23 protein-coding genes are annotated in these 18,616 nt (G+C 69.8%); 6 read left to right on the forward strand and 17 right to left on the reverse strand.

The window, feature by feature from the left end; translation table 11 throughout:
• Window positions 1–197: 197 nt before the first annotated feature.
• Window positions 198–986 carry an ion transporter gene (locus tag AB0J91_RS14840; protein ID WP_363868424.1) on the forward strand — a complete coding sequence of 263 codons (789 nt, stop codon included), beginning with the start codon at window positions 198–200 and terminating at the stop codon, window positions 984–986.
• A gap of 41 nt (window positions 987–1,027) precedes the next feature.
• On the opposite strand, the gene AB0J91_RS14845 is transcribed toward AB0J91_RS14840, so the two are convergent.
• The 7 genes from AB0J91_RS14845 to AB0J91_RS14875 all read right to left on the reverse strand — a co-directional run bounded on the left by AB0J91_RS14845 (window position 1,028) and on the right by AB0J91_RS14875 (window position 7,884).
• Window positions 1,028–2,179 carry a WXG100 family type VII secretion target gene (locus AB0J91_RS14845; protein WP_363868427.1) on the reverse strand — a complete coding sequence of 384 codons (1,152 nt, stop codon included), beginning with the start codon at window positions 2,177–2,179 and terminating at the stop codon, window positions 1,028–1,030.
• On the reverse strand, window positions 2,176–2,484 hold the full coding sequence (locus AB0J91_RS14850) for a type VII secretion target (protein ID WP_363868429.1): 309 nt from the start codon (window positions 2,482–2,484) through the stop codon (window positions 2,176–2,178). Before AB0J91_RS14850 ends, AB0J91_RS14845 begins: the two co-directional genes overlap by 4 nt.
• The gene (locus tag AB0J91_RS14855; RefSeq protein ID WP_363868432.1) at window positions 2,484–2,885 is read right to left on the reverse strand and encodes a YbaB/EbfC family nucleoid-associated protein; all 402 of its coding nucleotides are present in this window, start codon (window positions 2,883–2,885) and stop codon (window positions 2,484–2,486) included. Before AB0J91_RS14855 ends, AB0J91_RS14850 begins: the two co-directional genes overlap by 1 nt.
• A gap of 18 nt (window positions 2,886–2,903) precedes the next feature.
• Window positions 2,904–3,719 (reverse strand): ESX secretion-associated protein EspG, encoded by an 816-nt coding sequence (locus tag AB0J91_RS14860; RefSeq protein ID WP_363868435.1) that lies wholly within the window; start codon window positions 3,717–3,719, stop codon window positions 2,904–2,906.
• Complete coding sequence (locus tag AB0J91_RS14865) at window positions 3,716–4,042, reverse strand: hypothetical protein (RefSeq protein WP_363789641.1); 327 nt, start codon at window positions 4,040–4,042, stop codon at window positions 3,716–3,718. The genes AB0J91_RS14860 and AB0J91_RS14865 overlap by 4 nt, the downstream gene beginning before the upstream one ends.
• Before the next feature lie 15 nt (window positions 4,043–4,057).
• The gene (locus AB0J91_RS14870; RefSeq protein ID WP_363868438.1) at window positions 4,058–5,173 is read right to left on the reverse strand and encodes a hypothetical protein; all 1,116 of its coding nucleotides are present in this window, start codon (window positions 5,171–5,173) and stop codon (window positions 4,058–4,060) included.
• Window positions 5,174–5,400: 227 nt separating this feature from the next.
• The gene (locus AB0J91_RS14875) at window positions 5,401–7,884 is read right to left on the reverse strand and encodes a LuxR C-terminal-related transcriptional regulator (RefSeq protein WP_363868440.1); all 2,484 of its coding nucleotides are present in this window, start codon (window positions 7,882–7,884) and stop codon (window positions 5,401–5,403) included.
• Window positions 7,885–8,159: 275 nt separating this feature from the next.
• Between AB0J91_RS14875 and AB0J91_RS14880 the strand changes: the two genes are divergently transcribed.
• Window positions 8,160–8,888: a DUF4190 domain-containing protein gene (locus AB0J91_RS14880; RefSeq protein ID WP_363868443.1), complete on the forward strand. Its 729-nt coding sequence runs from the start codon at window positions 8,160–8,162 to the stop codon at window positions 8,886–8,888.
• Here the strand turns inward: AB0J91_RS14880 and AB0J91_RS14885 are convergent.
• Window positions 8,885–9,649, reverse strand: a complete 765-nt coding sequence (locus AB0J91_RS14885; RefSeq protein WP_363868446.1) for a PIG-L deacetylase family protein — start codon at window positions 9,647–9,649, stop codon at window positions 8,885–8,887. The two genes, AB0J91_RS14880 and AB0J91_RS14885, sit on opposite strands and share 4 nt — an antisense overlap.
• A 122-nt stretch (window positions 9,650–9,771) precedes the next feature.
• Here AB0J91_RS14885 and AB0J91_RS14890 point away from each other — a divergent pair, with 122 nt between their 5' ends.
• Complete coding sequence (locus tag AB0J91_RS14890; RefSeq protein ID WP_363868449.1) at window positions 9,772–10,371, forward strand: hypothetical protein; 600 nt, start codon at window positions 9,772–9,774, stop codon at window positions 10,369–10,371.
• Between the two features lie 221 nt (window positions 10,372–10,592).
• Here AB0J91_RS14890 and AB0J91_RS14895 read toward each other — a convergent pair whose 3' ends face one another.
• From AB0J91_RS14895 to AB0J91_RS14910, 4 genes are all read right to left on the reverse strand, one after another.
• Complete coding sequence (locus AB0J91_RS14895; RefSeq protein WP_363868452.1) at window positions 10,593–11,939, reverse strand: lipase family protein; 1,347 nt, start codon at window positions 11,937–11,939, stop codon at window positions 10,593–10,595.
• A 184-nt stretch (window positions 11,940–12,123) separates the two neighbouring features.
• Complete coding sequence (locus AB0J91_RS14900) at window positions 12,124–12,975, reverse strand: M15 family metallopeptidase (protein ID WP_363868455.1); 852 nt, start codon at window positions 12,973–12,975, stop codon at window positions 12,124–12,126.
• A gap of 54 nt (window positions 12,976–13,029) precedes the next feature.
• Entirely contained in the window at window positions 13,030–13,257 is a 228-nt protein-coding gene (locus tag AB0J91_RS14905; protein ID WP_363789629.1) for a DUF2795 domain-containing protein, read from the reverse strand.
• A gap of 91 nt (window positions 13,258–13,348) precedes the next feature.
• The gene (locus tag AB0J91_RS14910; RefSeq protein ID WP_363868458.1) at window positions 13,349–13,534 is read right to left on the reverse strand and encodes a hypothetical protein; all 186 of its coding nucleotides are present in this window, start codon (window positions 13,532–13,534) and stop codon (window positions 13,349–13,351) included.
• 414 nt (window positions 13,535–13,948) lie between these two features.
• On the opposite strand from AB0J91_RS14910, the gene AB0J91_RS14915 reads away from it, so the two are divergent.
• Both AB0J91_RS14915 and AB0J91_RS14920 read left to right on the forward strand, forming a co-directional pair.
• Window positions 13,949–14,263 carry a MerR family transcriptional regulator gene (locus AB0J91_RS14915; RefSeq protein WP_363868461.1) on the forward strand — a complete coding sequence of 105 codons (315 nt, stop codon included), beginning with the start codon at window positions 13,949–13,951 and terminating at the stop codon, window positions 14,261–14,263.
• A gap of 102 nt (window positions 14,264–14,365) precedes the next feature.
• On the forward strand, window positions 14,366–14,527 hold the full coding sequence (locus AB0J91_RS14920; RefSeq protein ID WP_363868464.1) for a hypothetical protein: 162 nt from the start codon (window positions 14,366–14,368) through the stop codon (window positions 14,525–14,527).
• Window positions 14,528–14,576: 49 nt separating this feature from the next.
• Here the strand turns inward: AB0J91_RS14920 and AB0J91_RS14925 are convergent, their stop codons facing one another.
• The 5 genes from AB0J91_RS14925 to AB0J91_RS14945 all read right to left on the reverse strand — a co-directional run bounded on the left by AB0J91_RS14925 (window position 14,577) and on the right by AB0J91_RS14945 (window position 17,821).
• Entirely contained in the window at window positions 14,577–14,702 is a 126-nt protein-coding gene (locus AB0J91_RS14925; RefSeq protein WP_363868467.1) for a hypothetical protein, read from the reverse strand.
• Between the two features lie 381 nt (window positions 14,703–15,083).
• On the reverse strand, window positions 15,084–15,260 hold the full coding sequence (locus tag AB0J91_RS14930; protein ID WP_363868469.1) for a hypothetical protein: 177 nt from the start codon (window positions 15,258–15,260) through the stop codon (window positions 15,084–15,086).
• Window positions 15,260–15,637 (reverse strand): STAS domain-containing protein, encoded by a 378-nt coding sequence (locus tag AB0J91_RS14935; RefSeq protein ID WP_363868472.1) that lies wholly within the window; start codon window positions 15,635–15,637, stop codon window positions 15,260–15,262. Before AB0J91_RS14935 ends, AB0J91_RS14930 begins: the two co-directional genes overlap by 1 nt.
• A gap of 340 nt (window positions 15,638–15,977) precedes the next feature.
• Window positions 15,978–16,181 (reverse strand): cold-shock protein, encoded by a 204-nt coding sequence (locus AB0J91_RS14940; protein WP_363789623.1) that lies wholly within the window; start codon window positions 16,179–16,181, stop codon window positions 15,978–15,980.
• Between the two features lie 1,346 nt (window positions 16,182–17,527).
• Window positions 17,528–17,821 (reverse strand): hypothetical protein, encoded by a 294-nt coding sequence (locus AB0J91_RS14945; RefSeq protein ID WP_363868475.1) that lies wholly within the window; start codon window positions 17,819–17,821, stop codon window positions 17,528–17,530.
• Window positions 17,822–18,402: 581 nt separating this feature from the next.
• On the opposite strand from AB0J91_RS14945, the gene AB0J91_RS14950 reads away from it, so the two are divergent.
• Window positions 18,403–18,616 (forward strand): TetR family transcriptional regulator (locus tag AB0J91_RS14950; RefSeq protein WP_363868478.1); only part of this gene is annotated, 214 nt, incomplete at its 3' end.

An 18,616-nucleotide genomic window follows, 5' to 3' on the forward strand; every position in this document is an offset into this window, starting at 1 on the left:
GCCTCAGTCCAGATCGGACATGTCGCCCGGTCCGCTGGATCGGCCGTTCCTGCTGGTCAGGATCGGCACATCGTCGGGGTGCGGTCGCGACCTCGCTGATGTTCCGGCCGCCGGGAACCGATGCGGGCCTGATCCGAGACCGGCCGACCGGCGCGGGTGCTCCGGTCCCGGCGTGAACGTGAGACACAATCACGACCATGACCAGCGCAACCGCGGCGTCTCGCCGGACCTCCACGCTGGACATCGCCATGCTCGTGCTCGCGGTGTTCTCGCTCGGGCTGCTCTGCTACGCCACGTTCTTCGACACGACGCACGAGACCGCGCACGCGGTGTTCGTCATCGACACGGCGATCTGCGGTGTCTTCTTCGCCGAGTTCCTGTGGCGATGGCGCGAGAACTCGTGGAACCGGCGGTTTCCGCTGCAGAGCTGGTACGAGATCCTCGGCATGATCCCGGTCGCGCACCCCGCGCTGCGCGGTTTCCGGCTGCTGCGGGTCGTCGTGCTGCTGATGCGCCTGGCCCGCACCGCCGATCGCGCGTTCGGCGAACGCATCACGCAACGGTTCATCGAGCGGTTCTCCCGGCCGATCGTGCTGGCCATCAAGAAGCCGATCACCGTCGCGGTCCTCGACGAGGTCGTGAAGGTCGTCGAAACCGGCCACTACCCCGAGAACATCGCGCGTTCACTGGGCGAGCACCGCGAAGTGCTGCGCGAGATCGTCACCGAGAAGCTCAAGAACGACCAGCAGGTGGGCCGGATCAAGCACCTCCCGTTCCACGACGAGATCGTCAAGTCCATCGTGGACACCACGATCCGGGTCATCCTCGACGTGCTCAACGACGAGCGCACCGACCGCTTCTTCACCGAGGTCGTCCGCGAGAACCGCGACCAGATCCGCCGCTCGGTCCAGCTCGGCCACCACGAGTCCGAGCCCGAGCCGCCCGCGGAGCCCAGCGCCTACAGGGCTCAGTACCAGCAGAAATAGGTGTCGGACCGGCCCTGCCACGCGCAGTGGACGTCAGCCCCTCACCGGTGCCCGTCGGGCTGCCGGGGGCCGTACCGGGAATCGTCCCGTTCCGGGAGGTCGAGCTCGCCCGACAGCCGCGCCGACAGCGACGAGGTGCGCTCGGCGTCGGAGTCCTGCTGCTGCTTGCGCTGCGGGGTGATCGGCGGCATGAAGCCGCCGGCACCGCCGGGCGGGATCCCCGCGGTGGCCGGATTCGCGCCGCCCGCAACGGCAATCCCCGGAACCGGTCCGGCCTGCGCCGCACCTCCCGGGCTCGGGGTCACCTGCGGCGCACCCGCACCACCGGGCATCGAGGCCGCGCTGGTCAGGCCGGGCGAGCTCGAGGACCCGGCGCCGCCGGTGGGAACCGCACCCGCGGCGGCGGAACCGGACGGGGCCGTCGATCCGGCCGTGACCTGCTCCGCCTGGTCGGCGATCTTCGAGACGACACCGCCGATGGCCCCGACGACCTTCATGACCTCGTCGACGTGCCCCAGCAGGCCCTGCGCGCTGTTGAGCAGGTTGCCCATGTGCCCCGAGATCCGGACGCCGCACTCGGTCGCGATCTGCACGACCTGCGGGATCGCCGCCGCGATGCTCGCGCCGAAGGTGGCCTGCGCGGCGGCGATGGCCTGGTTCATGATGACGACGATCCGGCCGACCGCCTCGTTGACCAGGATCGTCACCTCGTGGGCGGTCTTGGCGACCGCGTCGCCCATGCCGGCCAGCGCTTCGCCGAGCCCGGTGCTGGCCTCGCCGATTCCCTGAAGGCCGCCCACCAGCTCGGCCGCGGTCTTGAGGTACTCGGTGGCGGCGGCGCCCGACCAGCCGCTGGTCTCCGGGCCGGCCGCCTGACCGTAGGAGTCGGAGATCGAAGCGACGCCGCGCCCGGTGTCCCGCAGGCTCTGCGCGCTGGAGGCGACCGCGCCCGGATCGCCCGCGAGCTGCTGCAACGGCTCCCCCAGGAACGGCACCAGGTCGGCCAGGAAACCGAATCCGGACCCGGCCAGCGCAGACAGCGGGTCGCTCGTCCCCCCAGCGGGCTCGCCGGCCGAACCGTAGTCGCCGGAGTCCCACCCGCCGCCGCGCACCGCGTCGTTGGTGGAGCGCACGTCGGCGACGAACCGCATGGTTCCCGCCGAACCCAGCGGAAGGCTCAGGTCCACGCTCATCGGGCATCCCCTCCGCGCAGCGCCGCGACACCCTCGTCATCAGCCCGCTGGTAGTCCTCGGCGCTGCCCGCCAGGCCCCGGCTCACGCTGTCCAGAGCTCCGGACGCGGACGACACCGCCTGCGCGGCCCGGGAGATGGCGTCGCCGAGCCCGAGGGTCGCGAACTCCATGAACGTGCCGAGCGCGTTGCTCGCGGGACCGCCGGTCATGGCACCGGCCGCGGCCGACAGGCCGTCGGACAGGCCCGCCACGGTTCCGGCGTGAGCGCGGATCTGCTCGTGGTCGACGTGGAAGTCGGTGCTCATCAGACGATCACCCTTGGGTTGTCGAAGAAGTCGTCGTCGTCCTGCGGCTCCGGCTCGCCGGTGTCGACGGGCATGTTGTCCCGCACGAATTCCAGGGCCGGGCCGTCGCCGAGGTAGTCGGTCATGATCTCCATGACGTGGGTGCCCACCATCCGCTGCGCCTGCTGCGTGGTCGCGAGGATGAGCTGGGCGAGCTTCTCGGCCTCCATCGCGCGGGCCGCCGGGGTCAGGCGGATGTCCACCAGCGCACCGCTGGGCCCGACCTGCACCGAGATCTCCCCGCGCGGTGAGGACGCCGTGCCGCTGACCTGCCCGAGCGCGGCACCGGCGGCCTTCGCGTCGGCCGCCGCGCGCGCCAGCGTCGCGTCGTAGTCCGCGAGCCACTGCTGTGCTGAGTTCACCGTGATTCCTCTCGAAGGTCAGCGCTGTTCGCGGGCGATCGCGACCAGGTCCACCAGCGCCGCGCGCACGACCGCTGGTCGCAGCGGGTTGATGCTCACCCAGCCGCCGTCGGTCCGGCTCACCCGGATCCGCCCGTGCGGACCGTCCAACCAGGACAGTTCCTGCCCCTGGCGCCGGTGCCCGCGGCCGGTGCGCCGGGTCGCGCCGAGCTGGCCGCGGCCGGTGAGATCCGGGAGCACGCTCACCAGCCGGTCCAGCGCCCCCGGATCGCCGCCGCAGTCCCGGACGAGTTCGCGGAAGCGCCGCCGCTTGGTGCCGTCATCGTCGATCCGGTTGAGCTCGGCGACGTCGTCCACCACGCGTTGCGGGAGGTTGATCGGCATGGACTTCGCCGGCTCCCGCTCCGGCACGAGCGCGAAGAGCTCGTCTACCAGGGCGTTCGCGGCGACGCGGCGGATCCGCACGGTGGTGGCGAGATCGTCGTCCAGCGGCTGTTCGAAGATCAGCGCCGAGGACCGGTAGACCATCGCCAGGACACCCGTCGTCCCGGACTCCCCGATCAGCACCAGGTCGACGGTGCCCCGGTGCTGCCGGAGCGCGTCGAGGAGTTCGGCCGCGGCTCCGGCCGGGCCGTCCTCGTCGGCGAGCCCGCGCGCCCGCAGCGTGTGCCCGGCCGCGGCGAACAGCACCTCCCGCTCGCCGGCGATGCGCCCGAACGACGGGATGCGCAGCGGGAACGGCCAGCTCACCCCGGCGTGCGCGGCGAGCAGGTCGAGTTCGATCTGTCCGAAGTGGATTCCGTCGCTGCGCGGACGGGTGAGCGCGGTCGTCATGTCGCCGTCCCCTCGGTGCCGCGCAGCGCGTCCGCGGCGGCGGTGTCGGTGTTCTCGTAGCCGGTGGCGGTCTCGTGCAGGGCGCTGTGGAAGTCGCCGAGCTCGGTGTGCGCTGCGGTGATCTCGTGGCTCAGCCCGGACTCGCCTGCGCTCTGCCGCAGCCGCATCGCCAGGTGCAGGGCGGGCGGCGCGGTGCCCAGCATCGGCATCCGCTCGGCCAGCTGCCGCGCGGAGGTCACCAGCCGCTCGGTCTGCTCCCCGACCCTGGACAGCTCTCCGACCTGCGCGGCGAGGTTCTCGGTGGTGACTCGGTATCCGCTCAACGGTCCGCTCCCGTCTCAGCCGATGACCGGCGCGCTGGCCGGCCGGTCGTCGTCGAAAAGTCCCTGGTCGATGGTGGGCAGCTTGTTCTCGTGCACCTGCTGCTCGTCGTCGTCACCCCCGGCGGCTCCCCGCGCGGGCGCCATCCCGTTCGCACCGGCACCGGAGGCGCCGCCGAACATGCCCCTCGCACCGAGCAGTCCGAGTCCCGCGCCGGCACGGCCCGCTCCGCCCAGCGGATCGGCGCCGCCGACCAACTTCGCCCACGGCACCCCGCCACCGGTGGCCGCTCCACCCGCACCGGAGAACCCCGCCGCCGAGGTGGACGCGGGCGCCGACCCCCAGCCGGCGCCCTGCGCTTCGGCCGGAGCGATCGCGGCACTGCTGCGGCGCAACGCCGCCTCGTACTGCGACATGACGTGCACCGCCTCCGCCTTCTTCTCGGCGGCGTTGGCGGAGGCGAGGAACATGCTGGTCCCGCCGGCCGCGGCGGCACCGACGGCCGCGCCGATCATGGCGCCGGGCACCGCGCCGACACCTCCCGCAGCGGCACCGATGACACCGCCGACCACGGCACCCGCGCCCGCCCCGGCGACGCCGGTGCCCATCACGGTTCCGGTCGCGTCCCCGGGCGGTGGCGGCATCGAGTTCCGGGCGGAAGCGAGGGCGTCGCCCGCGTTCTGGGCGGCGTGGGACACGGTGCTCGCCCGCTCCCCCACGCCTGAGGTCCGGTCACCGATCTGCCCGAGCCTGCTGGTGGCCGCGTCGGCGGACTCGCTGGTCCAGTGCGTTCCCATCTCCGCGCGGTGCCGTTGCATCGCCTCGGCGTGACCGGCGAGTTCGGTGCTGTGCCTGCCCCATTCGTCGGCGACACCGGTGACGTCGGCGACGTCGGCGTTGTCCCACACCATCGCGTACAGCTGCTCGTGGGTGTAGGCGTTCCAGTTGGTGCCCTCGGGCGGGATCGGCGAGCCGAAGTAGCCCTCCCACACGTTGGTGAGGGTGCGCACGACGGGTTTTCCCACCTCGCCGACCGGCCCGGCCTGGTCGAGCACGGACGTGGTCGCCCTCGCCAGGTCCTGCACCCCCGCGGACGCCGCTGCGACGACGTTCACCTCTCCGGATTCGGTCATGTCCGGTTCTGCCTTCCTCTGATCGGCCGGTACCGACGGCCGAAGTCGCGTCGCTGGAAGGCGAAACGCGCCCGCTGCCCCCCATGCCAGCGGCGCTCCTCCAGCGCGGTACCGAAAGATCACCAGAAGGAGACGTCCGAAACATCGGTGATGTTGCTGATGTTCGCGACGGGTCAGGACCTCTGTTCAGAAATGCGGCACAGCCGCTGCTCCCACGAAACGTGCCCCTAAGAGCGGTCCCGGTACTTGACCGCTAGTTCGAGGCGCGACGAGCAGTCGAGCTTGCGCAGGATGCGCGACACGTGGGAGTCCACGGTGCGCACGGACAGGATCAGCCGCTCGGCGACGTCGCGGTTCGTCAGCCCTTGGGCGACGAGTTCGACCACCCGCATCTCGGCGCCGGTGAGGCTGTCCCAGCCGTGCTTGGGACGTCCGCGCGGGCCGGACGCGCCCAGCTGCACGCCGTAGGAGCGCAGGTCGGCGGCGGTCCGGTCGATCTCCCGGTGGGCCGCCATCGCGGCGAACCTGTCGATCGCGCTCTGGTAGGCGGCTTTGGCGGCGTCGGACCTGCCGGAGGCCGCCAGCGCCACCGCGGCGTCCTGGGCGGCCTGCGCGGCGGCCAGCGGGGTGCTGTTGTCGGCGAAGTCCTGCGCGGCGGCGAGCAGCCGGTCCACGTCGCGGTCGACCAGCCCCGTGCAGTAGCCGATCCTGCTGTCGTCCTCGTCGCTCCACTCCCGCATCCGCTCGATGAGGCGGCGGGCGAGGTCGCGTTCACCCCCGGCCACGGCGATGCGCACCAGCGGAACGCATACCGGGGCGACCGAGCGGTCGTGCCGCATCCCGACGTCGTGGTCGACGACGTCGCGCACGACGTCGACCGCCCGCTTCAGGTCGCCGTCGACGCCGGCCAGCACGGCGCGGGTGACCATCATCAAGGACTCGTAGAACATCGCCACGCCGTACAGGTCGGCTTCGTCGGCGAGTCCGGCGTGCACGCGCGCGGTCGGCAGGTCCCCGCGGTTCAGCAGGATCGTGGCCGCTACCGCGTGCAGCGGGCCCGCCATGCCGTGCTGGTGCGGAAGCGCCAGCCCTTCCTCCACCTCGGCCAGCGCCCGGTCCCACTCGCCGAAGTTGAGCGCCGTCACGGCGGCGATGGTGTGCGTCCACGGCAGGAAGCCCAGGCCGAGTTCGCGGGCGACCGGCCGCGCCTGCTCGATGGTCTCGGTGACGGCGGGGTCGTGTTCGAGGTTCTGCAGCACCGCGCGCAGCAACCGGGACATCAGCCACTGCGCGCGGTCGTAGGCCGCGATCTCCAGCAGCACCGACGCGCGGTCCAGCTGGTCACCGGCAGCGGCGTAGTCGCGGAGCAGGCACTGCCCGATGGCCCGGATGTTGCACAGGTAGATCTCGACGAGCGGGTCGTCGCCCGCTGCCCGGCTCGCTCGGGCCACCGCGCGCTGGGTGGCCTCCAGGTCTCCGGCGAGCAGGTGGGCGTAGGCGTCGAGCGCGGCGAGCCGTGCGGGCAGTTCCCCTTCCCGCCGTTCGGTTTCCCAGACCGCGAGGGCCGCTTCGGCGTCGAACTCACCGTTGGCGATGACGCCCAGCACGACGAGCAGCCGGTGCCGGATCGCCTCGTCCGGATCGGCCAGCAGTCCTTCGGTGGCCGCCCTGCGCGCCTGCTCGGTCCGGCCGCTCCACAGCAGGGCCTCGACCCACGCCACCCGCAGCTCGGGCAACCGCGGGTCGCCGGGCAGCAGCGCGGCCACCGCACGTTCCAGCAGTCGCGCCACGGCCGGTGTGGCTCGTGAGGTCAGCTGGTGGGCGCGTTCGGCGAGCCAGTCGACGGTCCAGGGATCCACCGGCGCGTGCACGAGGTGGTCGGCCACGCGCTCGGCGGGTGCTCCCCGGTCGGCGAGCGCGCGAGCCACCGAGCCGCGCAAGCCCGCCGATGCGGCGGCGACGTCGTCGCGCACCAGCGGATACCGCACCCGCACCTCGCCGCCGGACTCGTCGACCAAGCCCCGGGCGGACATCCTCGCGATGGCGGAGAGCACCTCGCTCGGCGTGGCACCGGCCACCGCGGCGAGGTCGTCGACGGAGGCGGCGTCGCCCAGCAGCGCGGCGCAGCGCAGCACGTGGACGTCGGAACCGGCCAGGCCCGCGGCCCAGGCGGTCACCTGCGCGGCCCTGTCCGCGGCGTCGATCCGGCTGAGCAGCCACGGATTTCCCCCGGCACCGGCAGCGTTCGGCGACGGTCCCTGGAGCATCGCGCTGACGGCGTCGGGGGACAGCGGGGCGAGGTCGTGCACGATGGCGAACCGGTCGAGCGCGGCGAAGCGCTCCGGCGCGACGCCGCGATGCCGGCCCGCCACGACCAGCAGCGGACGGTCGTAGATCTCCCCGGCGAGACCGTGCAACGTCAGCAGCGTGTCGTCGTCGGCGTGGTGCAGGTCGTCGATGACGACCATCGCGGGCTCGTCCCAGTCCGGTGTTCCGGCCGACAGCGAGGTGCGCCCGCCCGGCCGCAGCACCGGCACCCGGTGGAGGTGCAGGCCGGAGTCCCGCATCGCCGCGAGGTGCGCTTCCAGCAGGGCCGTTACCCCGATGCCGGGATCGGCGCGCACCACGACCAGCGACCCCTGCCCGACCTCCGCGGCCGAGGAGGCATCGGCCAGAACGCGCAACGAATCGTCCCGCCCGACGAGCGTCACGCCACCCCCAGCTGTTCAACGACGTTCGAACACCACAATACGGCGAACCCCACTGCCCCACACCACTTTCGACGGAACAGCGGCCAGGAACGGGCGGCTCACCCACGAGTGGCTGACCTGGGCACATCGCCGACGCGCGCTGCACGGCGGTGGAACACGGACCAAAGGCCCTTACGGTTGGCGATTTTCACGCGCTTACTTGCTGGGACCTCCGGAGTGGGTCCTCTGCCCGTCGGGCACCCCTCCTCTGCAGACCGACGCGACAGGAATCCGTCATGGCGCAGCAATCCGCTCCACTCCCACCTCAACCCCCGGTCGCACCGAAGAACGGATTCGGCACCACGGCCCTGGTGCTGGGAATCATCGCCCTGCTGTTCGCCTGGATTCCGTTCGTCGGTTTCATCGGCTTCGTCCTCGGCGTGCTGGCCATCGTGTTCGGTGGCATCGCCGTCAACCGGGCGCACAAGAGGTTGGCGAGCAACAAGGTGATGTCCTACTTCGGTCTCGCGCTGGGCGTTCTCGCGTTCGTGATCTCGATCGCGATCTTCAGCACCGCCGTCAACTCGATCAGTTCCACCACCCCGCCACCCGCGAGTGCTCCCGGAGGCGAGGTGACCGAACACGCGTTCGGCGGCACCGCCTCGTGGAGCGGTGGCGAGCAGATCACGGTGGCCGTTCCCGATGCCGTGGGCGCGGACAACCCCTATCTCGGTCCCGCTGACGGCAAGCGCTGGATCGCGGTCGACGTGACCGTCAGCAACACCGGAACCAGGCCCTACCAGGTGATGAGCACCGCCTTCACCGCCCAGCACTCGAGCCGCGTGGCGCAAGAGGCGTTCATGTCGGAGGCGAACGACTCGCTTCCGAGCACCGAACTCGCTCCGGGGCAGAGCGTTTCGTTCACCAAGGTCTTCGAGGTCGAGGACTCTTCCGGGGAGTTCAAGCTCTCGGTCAAGCCGAACGCCTTCGCCTCCACCACGGCGTACTTCACCGGCACCGTCTAACCCAGGTCATCGAGGAAGTCCGGTGGGGTGTGGCGGTCGAGGGCGCGGAAGAGGACCGCGTGCTCGGTGCCGAGCAGTGCGCCGTTGGCGGCGAGGATCTTCGGGATGAAGTCCGCCGGGGCGGGATGCTCCGGAAGCGCGGCGAGGTAGGCGCGGTGGGCTTCCAGCGAGGCGACGCCGAGCTGCACCGGTCTGCCGGTGACGTCCACGCCGTGCGTCGCGTCCAGCTCCCCGGCCATCCCCGGGAGGAGGAACCACCGCGCGCTCCACGTGTCGAGGCCGTCGTCGTCGATCTGCTCGGGGAAGATCCACCGGTTGCCCGCGTCGTTGATCGCATCGATGGTCGCCAGGCCCGCGACGCGGTGGTCGGACTGGTTGAACCCCATCGGCGTCTCGATCTCGTACGACGTGCCGACCACGGCGTCCGGCTTGAAGCGGCGGATCTCGCGGCAGATGTCGTGGCGGAGGTCCAACCCGTAGACCAGCACGCCGTCGGGGTGCTGGAGCACGGTGAGGTGTTCGACGCCGACCGTCTCGCACGCCGCCCGCTGCTCGGCCAAGCGCAGCGCGGCGGTCTCCTCCGGCGGGTTGGGCATGCCCGCTTCACCGTGCGTGAGCAGCAGATATCCGACGTCGATGCCCCGCGACGTCCAGCGCGCGACGGCCGCCGAGGTGCCGTACTCCATGTCGTCCGGGTGTGCGACGACGCAGAGCACGCGCCGGAAGGTCTCATCGGGCAGAGCGGGCAACAACTCGGTCATCGCAACGAGCCCCCTCGGTTGGACGTGCCCCCGATTCTGCACCCGCGCCCACCGGTCCGCCGCAGGCCGCGAAGCCGTCGAACAGCAGTTTCCGCGGCGTGCGTTCCGGTAATCTTCGCCGCGTGCGGTGGTTTCTGGCGCAGGACCCGGTGAGCCCGTTGGAGACGACCTCCTGGCTCGGCAGCATCGGCTCGTTCGTGCTGGCCATCCCGGCCACGCTGCTGTCGATCTGGGCGTTCCGGCTCAGCTGGAAGCAGCAGCGGGAGCAGGAGCGGCAGGCTCGCGAAGCGTCCCGGGCCATGCAGATGGTCGTCGACGAGCTGAGGGCCATCGCCACGACGATGGAGTCCGTGAGCCTCCAGCGCGACACCGGCCCCGCCGTCGCGATCAGCGAGCACGAGGACGCCCATCCGTGGTTCGCCCCGGTGCCGACCACCGACGACGAGGAGCCTTCAACGAACTTCGGCGGAGCTCCCGAGCCACCGCCCGGGTTCGGGTACGACCAGGGCTATTCGCCGTCGCCCGCTCCCTCGCAGCCGGCGCCCGCACCGGACGCTCTGAACTCGATCGCCACCAGGCTGGCCCGGATGGAATCACGCGCGGAGACGCACTCCCTCCGGTCGATGAGCCGTCAGCGCAGGACGAACCTCCTCGCCGCCGTCTCGGCGGCCGTCGCCCTGATCGCCTTCGGCGCCGGTCTGCTCAACGCCTTCCCGTGGTGATCCTCATCGGGTCCCGACGATCACGGAGACGCTGACGGCCGCGGTCCGCGCGACCGCCGTGTTCACGGCCGAGACTCCGCGGCCGAAGCCCTCACCCCGCGCTGAGCTCCGAGGAACGTTGCCCCGGGGCGGTTTTGGCCCCAGTCAGTTCGGACAAGAATGGCCGTTCCAACGCGACGGGGCCACGAACGCGCGCTCGTGGCCCCGTCGACGCGGATCGGTCAGGGCTGATCCGGCAGGGTGTTGCAGTTGTTGATCGCCGCGCCTCCGGAGAGGCGGTCGGTGAGCCACGAGATCGCGTTGCTCTGATCGGCCAGCAACGGGGTGACGTGGTTGGTCAGCAAGCCCTTGCCGAGATCCGGGATCTGGACGGGCTGGTAGGTGACCTCACCACCTTGGGCGCACCAGTCCACGGCGAGCTGCCGGGCCTGGTCGTGCGGCACGATGTCGTCCTGCACGCCGGTGGCGACGCGGACGGCCGTGGCCGGCTTCCGGGCGCCGATGAGCTGGTCGTCGAGTACCTCCCGCACCGCCGGCTCGGCCTCGACGACCTCGCCGAGGGTCTGGCCGGTGGTGGTCCACTCGGCGCTGCTGCGGAAGGCGAAGCGCGCGATGCCGTCACCGATGCACGACGTGGACAGGGTTCCCAGCGCGGCCTTTCCGTCCTCGTTGAGGTACTCGTCGGCGACTGGCTGGAGTTCAGGGTGGGCCTGGATGAACCCGTTGAGCGACCAGCCGAGCGCGCCGACCAGGGCACTGCCGTCGATGCCTTCGATGACCTCGGTGAGGTTCGCGGGCGGGGCGCCGACGTAGGCGCCGGCGAGCACGACGTCCGGGGCGTAGCCGGGCTGCAGCTCGGTGGCGGAGGCGGTGGCCCCGCCGCCCTGGCTGTAACCGTAGAGGGCGACGCGGGAGTCGGGGGTGACCGAGGTGTCGGGCAGCTGACGAGCCGCGCGCACGGCGTCGAGCACCGCGTGCCCGCCGTCGACGCGGTTCACGTAGGTGTGCAGCCGATCGGTGGTGCCCAGGCCCACGTAGTCGGTGACGACCACGGCCGCGCCTTCGGCCAGCAGCCGGTAGATCGCGATGTCCTCGTAGCCGACCGACACCGAGTCGCCGTTGAAGTTGATCGGGCGTTCCAGGCCCATCGAGGCCGAGCAGGAGTCGCCCTGGCCCATCGTCCCGGGGGCGACCGCCACCAGCGGGCGCGGACCCTCGCCGCGCCACGGCGCCGAGGGTTCGATGTAGGCGCCGGTCACCGCTGCGGGCCGACCGTTGGAGTCGGTGGTCTTGTACATCAAGCGGGTCGCCGTGCCCGGCAGCTGCTGCCCGCCGATGCTGGGCAGGCTCAGCGCGAGCGGCAGCTCTTCGGTGCGCACCAGGGCGCCGTCGGCCGCGGGGAGTTCGGCGGGCGGGTCGTAGAAACCGGCGCTGACCATGCCGGGCGTGTTGGGCGCGTCGTCGGCGATCGCGGGCACGGCTTGCGAGCCGGCGATGACCAGCGACAACGCGGTGGCTGTGACCAGCCGTCGCGCCACGGCGGGCGAGTGGTGGGCAGATCGGGGCATGCGGTCGCTCCCTGCGTCATTGAATGGTGCGAACTGCGCGAGTCGATCGGGTCCGCGGCCGATCACCGCGACCCGTGCGCGTCGTCGACCGAGTCGACTTCTGGGGTGAACAACGACGCACCACGCGGAAAGTTGCGTAGTACAACGACGCTCGGTCTGGCGAGAAGTGGCCAGCCGGCAGGGCTCAGCGGAAAGCCGCGCTGTTGACGGGGAAGTCGAAGTACTCGTCCGGGAAGGGCTCCTGGGGCAGGTTGAAGTGCCACCACTCCCCCGCGTAGCCCTTCAGCCCGACGGCGGTGAGCGCGTCGTGCAGCTTCTCCCGGTTGGCGCGGGCCTCCCCGGTCACGCGCGGGTCGTCGGTGTGCGCCATGTCGTCGAAGCAGTCGAAGCCGGTGCCCATGTCGACGCCGTTGTCCGGGAACCGCTGTCCCACAGGCGCCGTGCACGAGGCCAGCGGTTCGCCGGGCACGTAGGCGCGCTGGGCGGGGACGGGCAGCCGCACAAGGGTGAGGTCGACCGAGCTGCCCCGGCTGTGCCCGGAGTTCTCGGCGATGTAGCCGGCCGAGTACAGCTGCGACTTGTCCAAGCCCGGGTAGAACTCGGCCTTCATGCGCTGGTCACCGACGTCCTCCGCCCACTCGACGAACCGGTCGTCGGCCTGCTGCGGCCGGTAGCAGTCGTAGACCTTGAACGTGTAGCCCTGATCGACGAGCCGCTGCTGCGCCTCGTGCAGGGCCTCGGCCAGCGGGCGCGTCAGCACGCACATCGGCTCGTCGTACCCGGGCACGGGGTCGCCGGTGAAGTTGTGCGGCGTCGCGTACCGGATCTCCTCGACGATCGAGGAGTCGACGTCGCGCAACCGCACGAACCCGTCAGGAGCCTGCTCGACCTGCGTCGCCGGCGCGGGAGGAGGCGCGGACGGGCGTGGGGCCGGGGGTGGTGCTGGCGCAGGTGCCACTGGTGGCGGCGGTGCAGCCGTCCCGCACGCCGCCGTCACCAGCACGAACGCCACAGCCGACATGAACCCCCGAGTCATGCCGGTCACGATAGTTATCGACGATCGGAGTCGCCTGCCGGGCGAAACTCCTGGTCAGCCGCGCGCCGTACCGCCAGGGGCGTCTCCTTCCGGCTCCTGCGGGACGGCGTCGATGACCTCGTCCTTGTTGGCGTACCGGCGCGCGGGGATCGATCGGAGTGCGGTGAGCGTCTCGGAGTCGGCCTCGCGATCGGTGGCGAAGTCGACGAGCTGTTCGCGGTCAGCGGGGAACTCGAGTCCTTGCAGTGCCTTGTCGACCCGCATCTCATCGCGCTTGGTCATGTCCTGTCCTTCCCGCGGGGTGCCAATCGGTCCAGTTGAGGACTACCCACTCGACCCGCTCGTCTCACTCGGCCCGAGTACGCCACCCAGATCAGCAGCGGAACGGCAGCGGCCCCAGCAGCGCGATTCCGGCCGCGAGCACGCGGAGCGCGCTGATCACGACCGTTCCGAACCGAAGTCCCGCAACGCCTTCGGACCGCAGCGACGCCCTCTCGGCGACCGGTGGTGCCACGTCGCGCACAGCGAAGGCCAGCAGCGACGCCACCGCCAGCGCCACGGCGACCGCCGCGTAGCACGCATCGGCCAGGCACCGAGTTTCAGACTCTTCGCCCTGGAATGATTTCTGCGATCGCCGCTGTAGACATCGTCGATTGGTCCTGTTACGGTTTCTCACCAGAGACGGAGAGCACTGAAGCGCCATCATCGACGAATCGGCGCGGCTGGTGATGGAAGTGGAGCTGTAGTGCAGGCCCCTGGGGGAACCGGGAGGTTCCCCCAGGGGGTGGAAAAGGGTGTGTGAGCTGTACACGAGCGAGAAGGGGGGTCGTCGAGTCACTGTTTTCCCCGCCGCCCCCACTCCCGGTGTTCGTGGATGGAAGAGCGGCCTGAGTAGTTGAGTAATTACCCTCTCGCGGCCCCCGGTGCACCAGCTGGTGCACCGGGGGCCTTGTCGAGGGGTGAAGGAGCGGTATTGATCCAGGATCGGCACAGCGCCGGCGCGAAGTTCGACGACGAGGATTACCCCGCCTACACGATGGGGCGGGCTGCGGAGATGCTTGAGGTGACCCAGCCGTTCCTGCGGTCGCTGGAAGAAGCGGGCCTCATCGATCCGCAGCGTTCGGCCGGGGGGCACCGGCGCTACTCGCGCCGACAGTTGAGGCGGGCTGAACGCGCCCGCGAACTCATCGACCAAGGCACTCCGGTGGCGGCGGCGTGCCGGATCATCACTCTCGAGGACCAGCTCGCCGAGCACACCGGCCGACCGGAGCCTGGCGCGCAGAGTTAGCTCGCGCCCCGACGTCGGCGTGCGTCCTGGTCACGATGCCGCACAGGTGTTCCTGGGGCGGATAAGGCTGCCGCGATGCTGCAGAGATGAGGAGAAGTGTCCGTGCGTGCCCGACTGGCCAGTGCATGGCTGTCCGTGGCGTTGGTGGCCTACTTCGTGGTGACCGCGCCTGTTGAGGCCGCTGATCTGACCCGCAACCTGCTGGGCCACCTCGCCGCCGCAGCCCACAGCGGCGTGGTCTTTCTGACCAACCTCGCCACGTGACAGACCCCGGCGTTCGCAGAGCGGGAACGCCAGGGGTCTGCTAGCCGCGTCAAAAGGTGGCGGGTGTGACGGGCAGGAGGCGCCAGACGGTGATGTGATGGCAGATCGCCGCTGCGGTGACGGCGGTGTGGAAGACCTCGTGATAGCCGAACGTGCTCGGCCACGGGTCGGTCACCGGGTCGCTGGCCAGATGGTATCCGTTCGATCATCAATCACCGGGCGCGTCGGTGGCGAACGGGGTGCGCAGCGGGCGCAGAGTCTCCTCGCCCTGATCTGCTCGCCGCTGATGGGGGGCCGAGGTCGGACGGGGCGGGCCGGGCTCGAGGAATGCGACAGGCGCAACCAGCATTCGCTCACGGGGTTCGCCTCCGAGGGCAGGTGGGCGTGCGTCGCGACGCGGCGGTGTGCCGCGCCAGTCAACGCGTACCGAGCCGTTCCGAGGATCGTTGCTGGGTCGGAGGGAGGTGGATAGGTTCACGAAAAGTCCTTTCGGGAAAGCTGAGTCCCACGGTCGCAGCGCTTTTCGGCTTCACGGGTGCGGCCACGTGGTGGGTGGTCAGTCAGCGTCGGTGAGGAACACGCGTCCTCCGCCGTAGGCGGCGAGCTGGTGGTCGGCGCGGGCGATCGCATCGTGTTCGGTGCCGACGATGCGCGCGGTGTGCTGGCCTTCGGCATCGGTGATCTGCCAGGCATCATCGGACAACGTCCGCGCGACGTGGCGGGAGTGCCGCATCAAGCCATCACCACCGCGGCGTCCTGCCGAGACGCAGGTGTCGTGGCCGTGGTGGTCGCGAACTCGGCGCGGGGACTGCGGACCGGGAGCGCGCTCACTCCCACCGCATGCAGCACGCGCTGCACGCGGGGCACCGCGTTGATGATGTGGAGGGGGATGTGCCGATGGGCCGCGTAGGCGTGTGCGGCGACGAGGAGATCGAGCCCGGCGGCATCGATCGTGGTGGCCTTGGCCAGGTCCACGAGCGTTTCCGGTGGTCCGGTCAGCACATGTGGCCAGAGCTGCTCGGCCAGCAGGGTGACTTCCGAACCGGCGAGGTCACCATCCACTGTGAACACTGCCGGTGGGGTCGTGATCAGGCTGTTGTCAGCCCTCATCGGGCTCCAATACACGTAGAAGGATCATCTTGCGGCTAGCGCAGCGCGGACAGACGCCGCTGCAGGACCGCAGACACGAACAAGGCTCCGGGAACCTCGCGAGTGGAAACGCACTCGGCTCGACCGGAGAGGAACTGGTGTTGCAGCAGGCTGCGCCCAGCTGCTTCGTTGCGCGCCCGGTGGCGGGCAGCGTCGTCGCAGCGGCGTGCGTGCTGCTGGGGTAGATCGGTTCGGGGCGCCTCAACCGCACCGCGACTGGCGGGTGTGGGAGCTATGCCAGCGAAACCGCAGTCCCCGGCCCGCACACGAGGTGCGGGCCGGGAAGGAACTCAGCGGAGCCTCAGGCCACGCGCACGACGTCGGCCTGCGGGCCCTTGGGGCCCTGGCTGACGTCGTAGGTCACCTGCTGGTCCTCTTCGAGGGTGCGGAAGCCGGCCGCGTCGATGGCCGAGTAGTGCACGAACACATCCGGCCCGCCCTCGTCCGGGGCGATGAAGCCGAAGCCCTTTTCCGAGTTGAACCACTTCACGGTTCCGTTGGTCATGTCAGTCTCCTTCGGGAGCTGGGGTATGACGGGCAACCGCACCGCGCGGAGGCCCGGGCCGGGGGATCTCAGACGACGGCTAACTCCAGCTACAACCAAAGAAAGAAGCTCGCCCGCATCAACATCCTGCGAGCATGCACAAAACACGAACCCAGAAATACAACGACCACCACACACCCTACACGCCCCGCGTGCCATCAACACCGGGCGAGCACCGGGGGAACCGATCGGATGACTCTGGCGGACTGACGATGCCGACCGCAGCCCGGAGACGCCCTGGAGACCGCAGGGACGCGGGCTGGGCGCAGGAAGACAGCGAGCTTGATCCGGATGGGAGTTGTGTGCGTTGTGGTGCTCGTTCAAAAGAACCAGGGCCGATGCTCGAAAGCATCGACCTTGGTCATTGGGGTGGAGCTGAGGGGATTCGAACCCCTGACCCCTTGACTGCCAGGCACATCACACAGGTGTGCTACATGCAGCACCTGCTGCGCTGACCTGCACTGGCGGTCCTCCCCCGTCCACATCGGTCCACAGCCGTCGCCACCGATTGACAGGCACTTAGACAGGCAGGCAACGACCGCGCGAGCGCGCCACGCCCAACCGCAAAGGAGAAGACGGCGGCAATCCGCCAACCGTCCGCTTTTCAGTTCTACGATCACCGGTTCGGCCGGGGGCCACGGACGGTAAACCAGCAGGTCAACGGATCGCGGTGAACATCCGAAGCCACTTTCGAACCGCCGTGAACGCGAACGAATGAGACCAAAACTGAGACCATGCAGCTAGTCCACGGGTGCCTCGGTCGCATTACCTCGCCCGCCACCGCACCAGCGCCGCCAGGACTTTCCGCCCTGTTCTCGCCGACCGGAACCGTGCCACTTAAACGACGGTCCGGCGAGAGCGCCGAAGACAGCTGATTTGCAGGCTCCGAGAAGTCGCCTGTTGGTTCCTCCAGGCGTTGCGGGCTCGGCGGTAGCTCGCGAGAGCATCAGCCAGGACGAGGCGCTCTGCTCGATCGGTCAGTTGCGTGGCCGGCGAGGCCGTCGGGCGCTGCACACGTCCTAGCGGCGAGAGATGCCCCGCAACCGCAGAACACAGGTTGCGGAGCGCCTCGCTCGTTGTTCCCTCGACCACCGATACGTAGCGCAGCGTGGAACAAACTCAGGGACCACCCTGCAGGCCCCTGTCCGACGTCCTGGACCTACGCACTCCAGGACGTACCCGCGAGGATGGAACGTCACGGAAATCCTCGCGTGGATGAACTTATTCACGGCTGCTGCAGGGCGGGTGACACATACTGGCCTTACCCACGATCGTGTTATCCGAGATCGCTGTTGTCCGAAGGGATTTCAGAACCGACACCCATGCGCGATCATGACGGCGACGCCCAGCGCGTGCTGCGCGTTGGCCAGCTGCGTGGTCTCGGCCGCGACCCCAGGGTGCGCGCGCGAGACATGCCACAGCGAGTTGAGCAGGGCATAAAGCTCATCGAGGGTGCTGATGATCGCAGGGCCGTAGGCAGCCAGCTCTGGTCGCAGCACCTCGGCGGGCAGCGACGCCGCGTGGAATGCGGCTAACCGTGCGGCATCTCGCGCCTCGTACAGCGCTTCGATGGAATCACCCGGGTATGGGGTTCGGAACACGAGTAGGTCTCCCTTTCCTCGTTGCGGCTGGGCGGAGTGCTGGTGGACAGGCTTCACCAGCACTCCGCACCCCTAGGACCGTGCGGGAACCGGGACGGTTTCCATCTACGACACCAATTCCCGCAACGAGTGACACCCGGTTCAGAAAGAAAGAGGCCCCACTCCTCAGAACAAGGAACGGGCCTTCCAAAGGGTGAGTGACGGGAATCGAACCCGCGACACCTGGGACCACAACATAGATCGACTGCTTTCGACCCGCGAGGGCGAACCCGTTGCAGCAGGTGATCAGCGGTCTCGCCCGCTCACGGCAGCGTCTGACCGACTCCCGGCGACGTTGGGAGTCGCGCCCGGCTCCCAGTTCACTCCCGGAGGTCGCCCCGGTGTCCACCGGTTTCTGAGCGCTTCGGGCACCGTTTGACAACATGAATAAAAATGTTTATCGGTTTCATGTAACGCTCGCGAATCACCTGCCCGAATGGGGTTTTCAACCGCACGGGATGTAACACTTGACCAAGGTCAAGTGACGCTTAGCGATTTCACCTTTTCGCTTTACGATGTCGCGGCATGTCCGGAACGCGCGGATGTCGGCTCATCAGCAGACTGGGCGGCCCAACTTGAACCAGGGAGTCGCATTGCCTGCTGAAATTGCACCGCTGCGGCGCAAGCCCGTGCAGCAGCGGAGTGCCCAGCGAGTGGAGAGGATGCTCGCCGCCACCGCCGGCCTCATCGACGAGGTGGGCTACGACGGATTAACAACCACCCTCATCGCGGAACGAGCCGGAGTCGCGGTCGGAT

This window comes from Saccharopolyspora sp. NPDC049357 (assembly GCF_040677225.1).
Classification (GTDB): Bacteria; Actinomycetota; Actinomycetes; order Mycobacteriales; family Pseudonocardiaceae; genus Saccharopolyspora.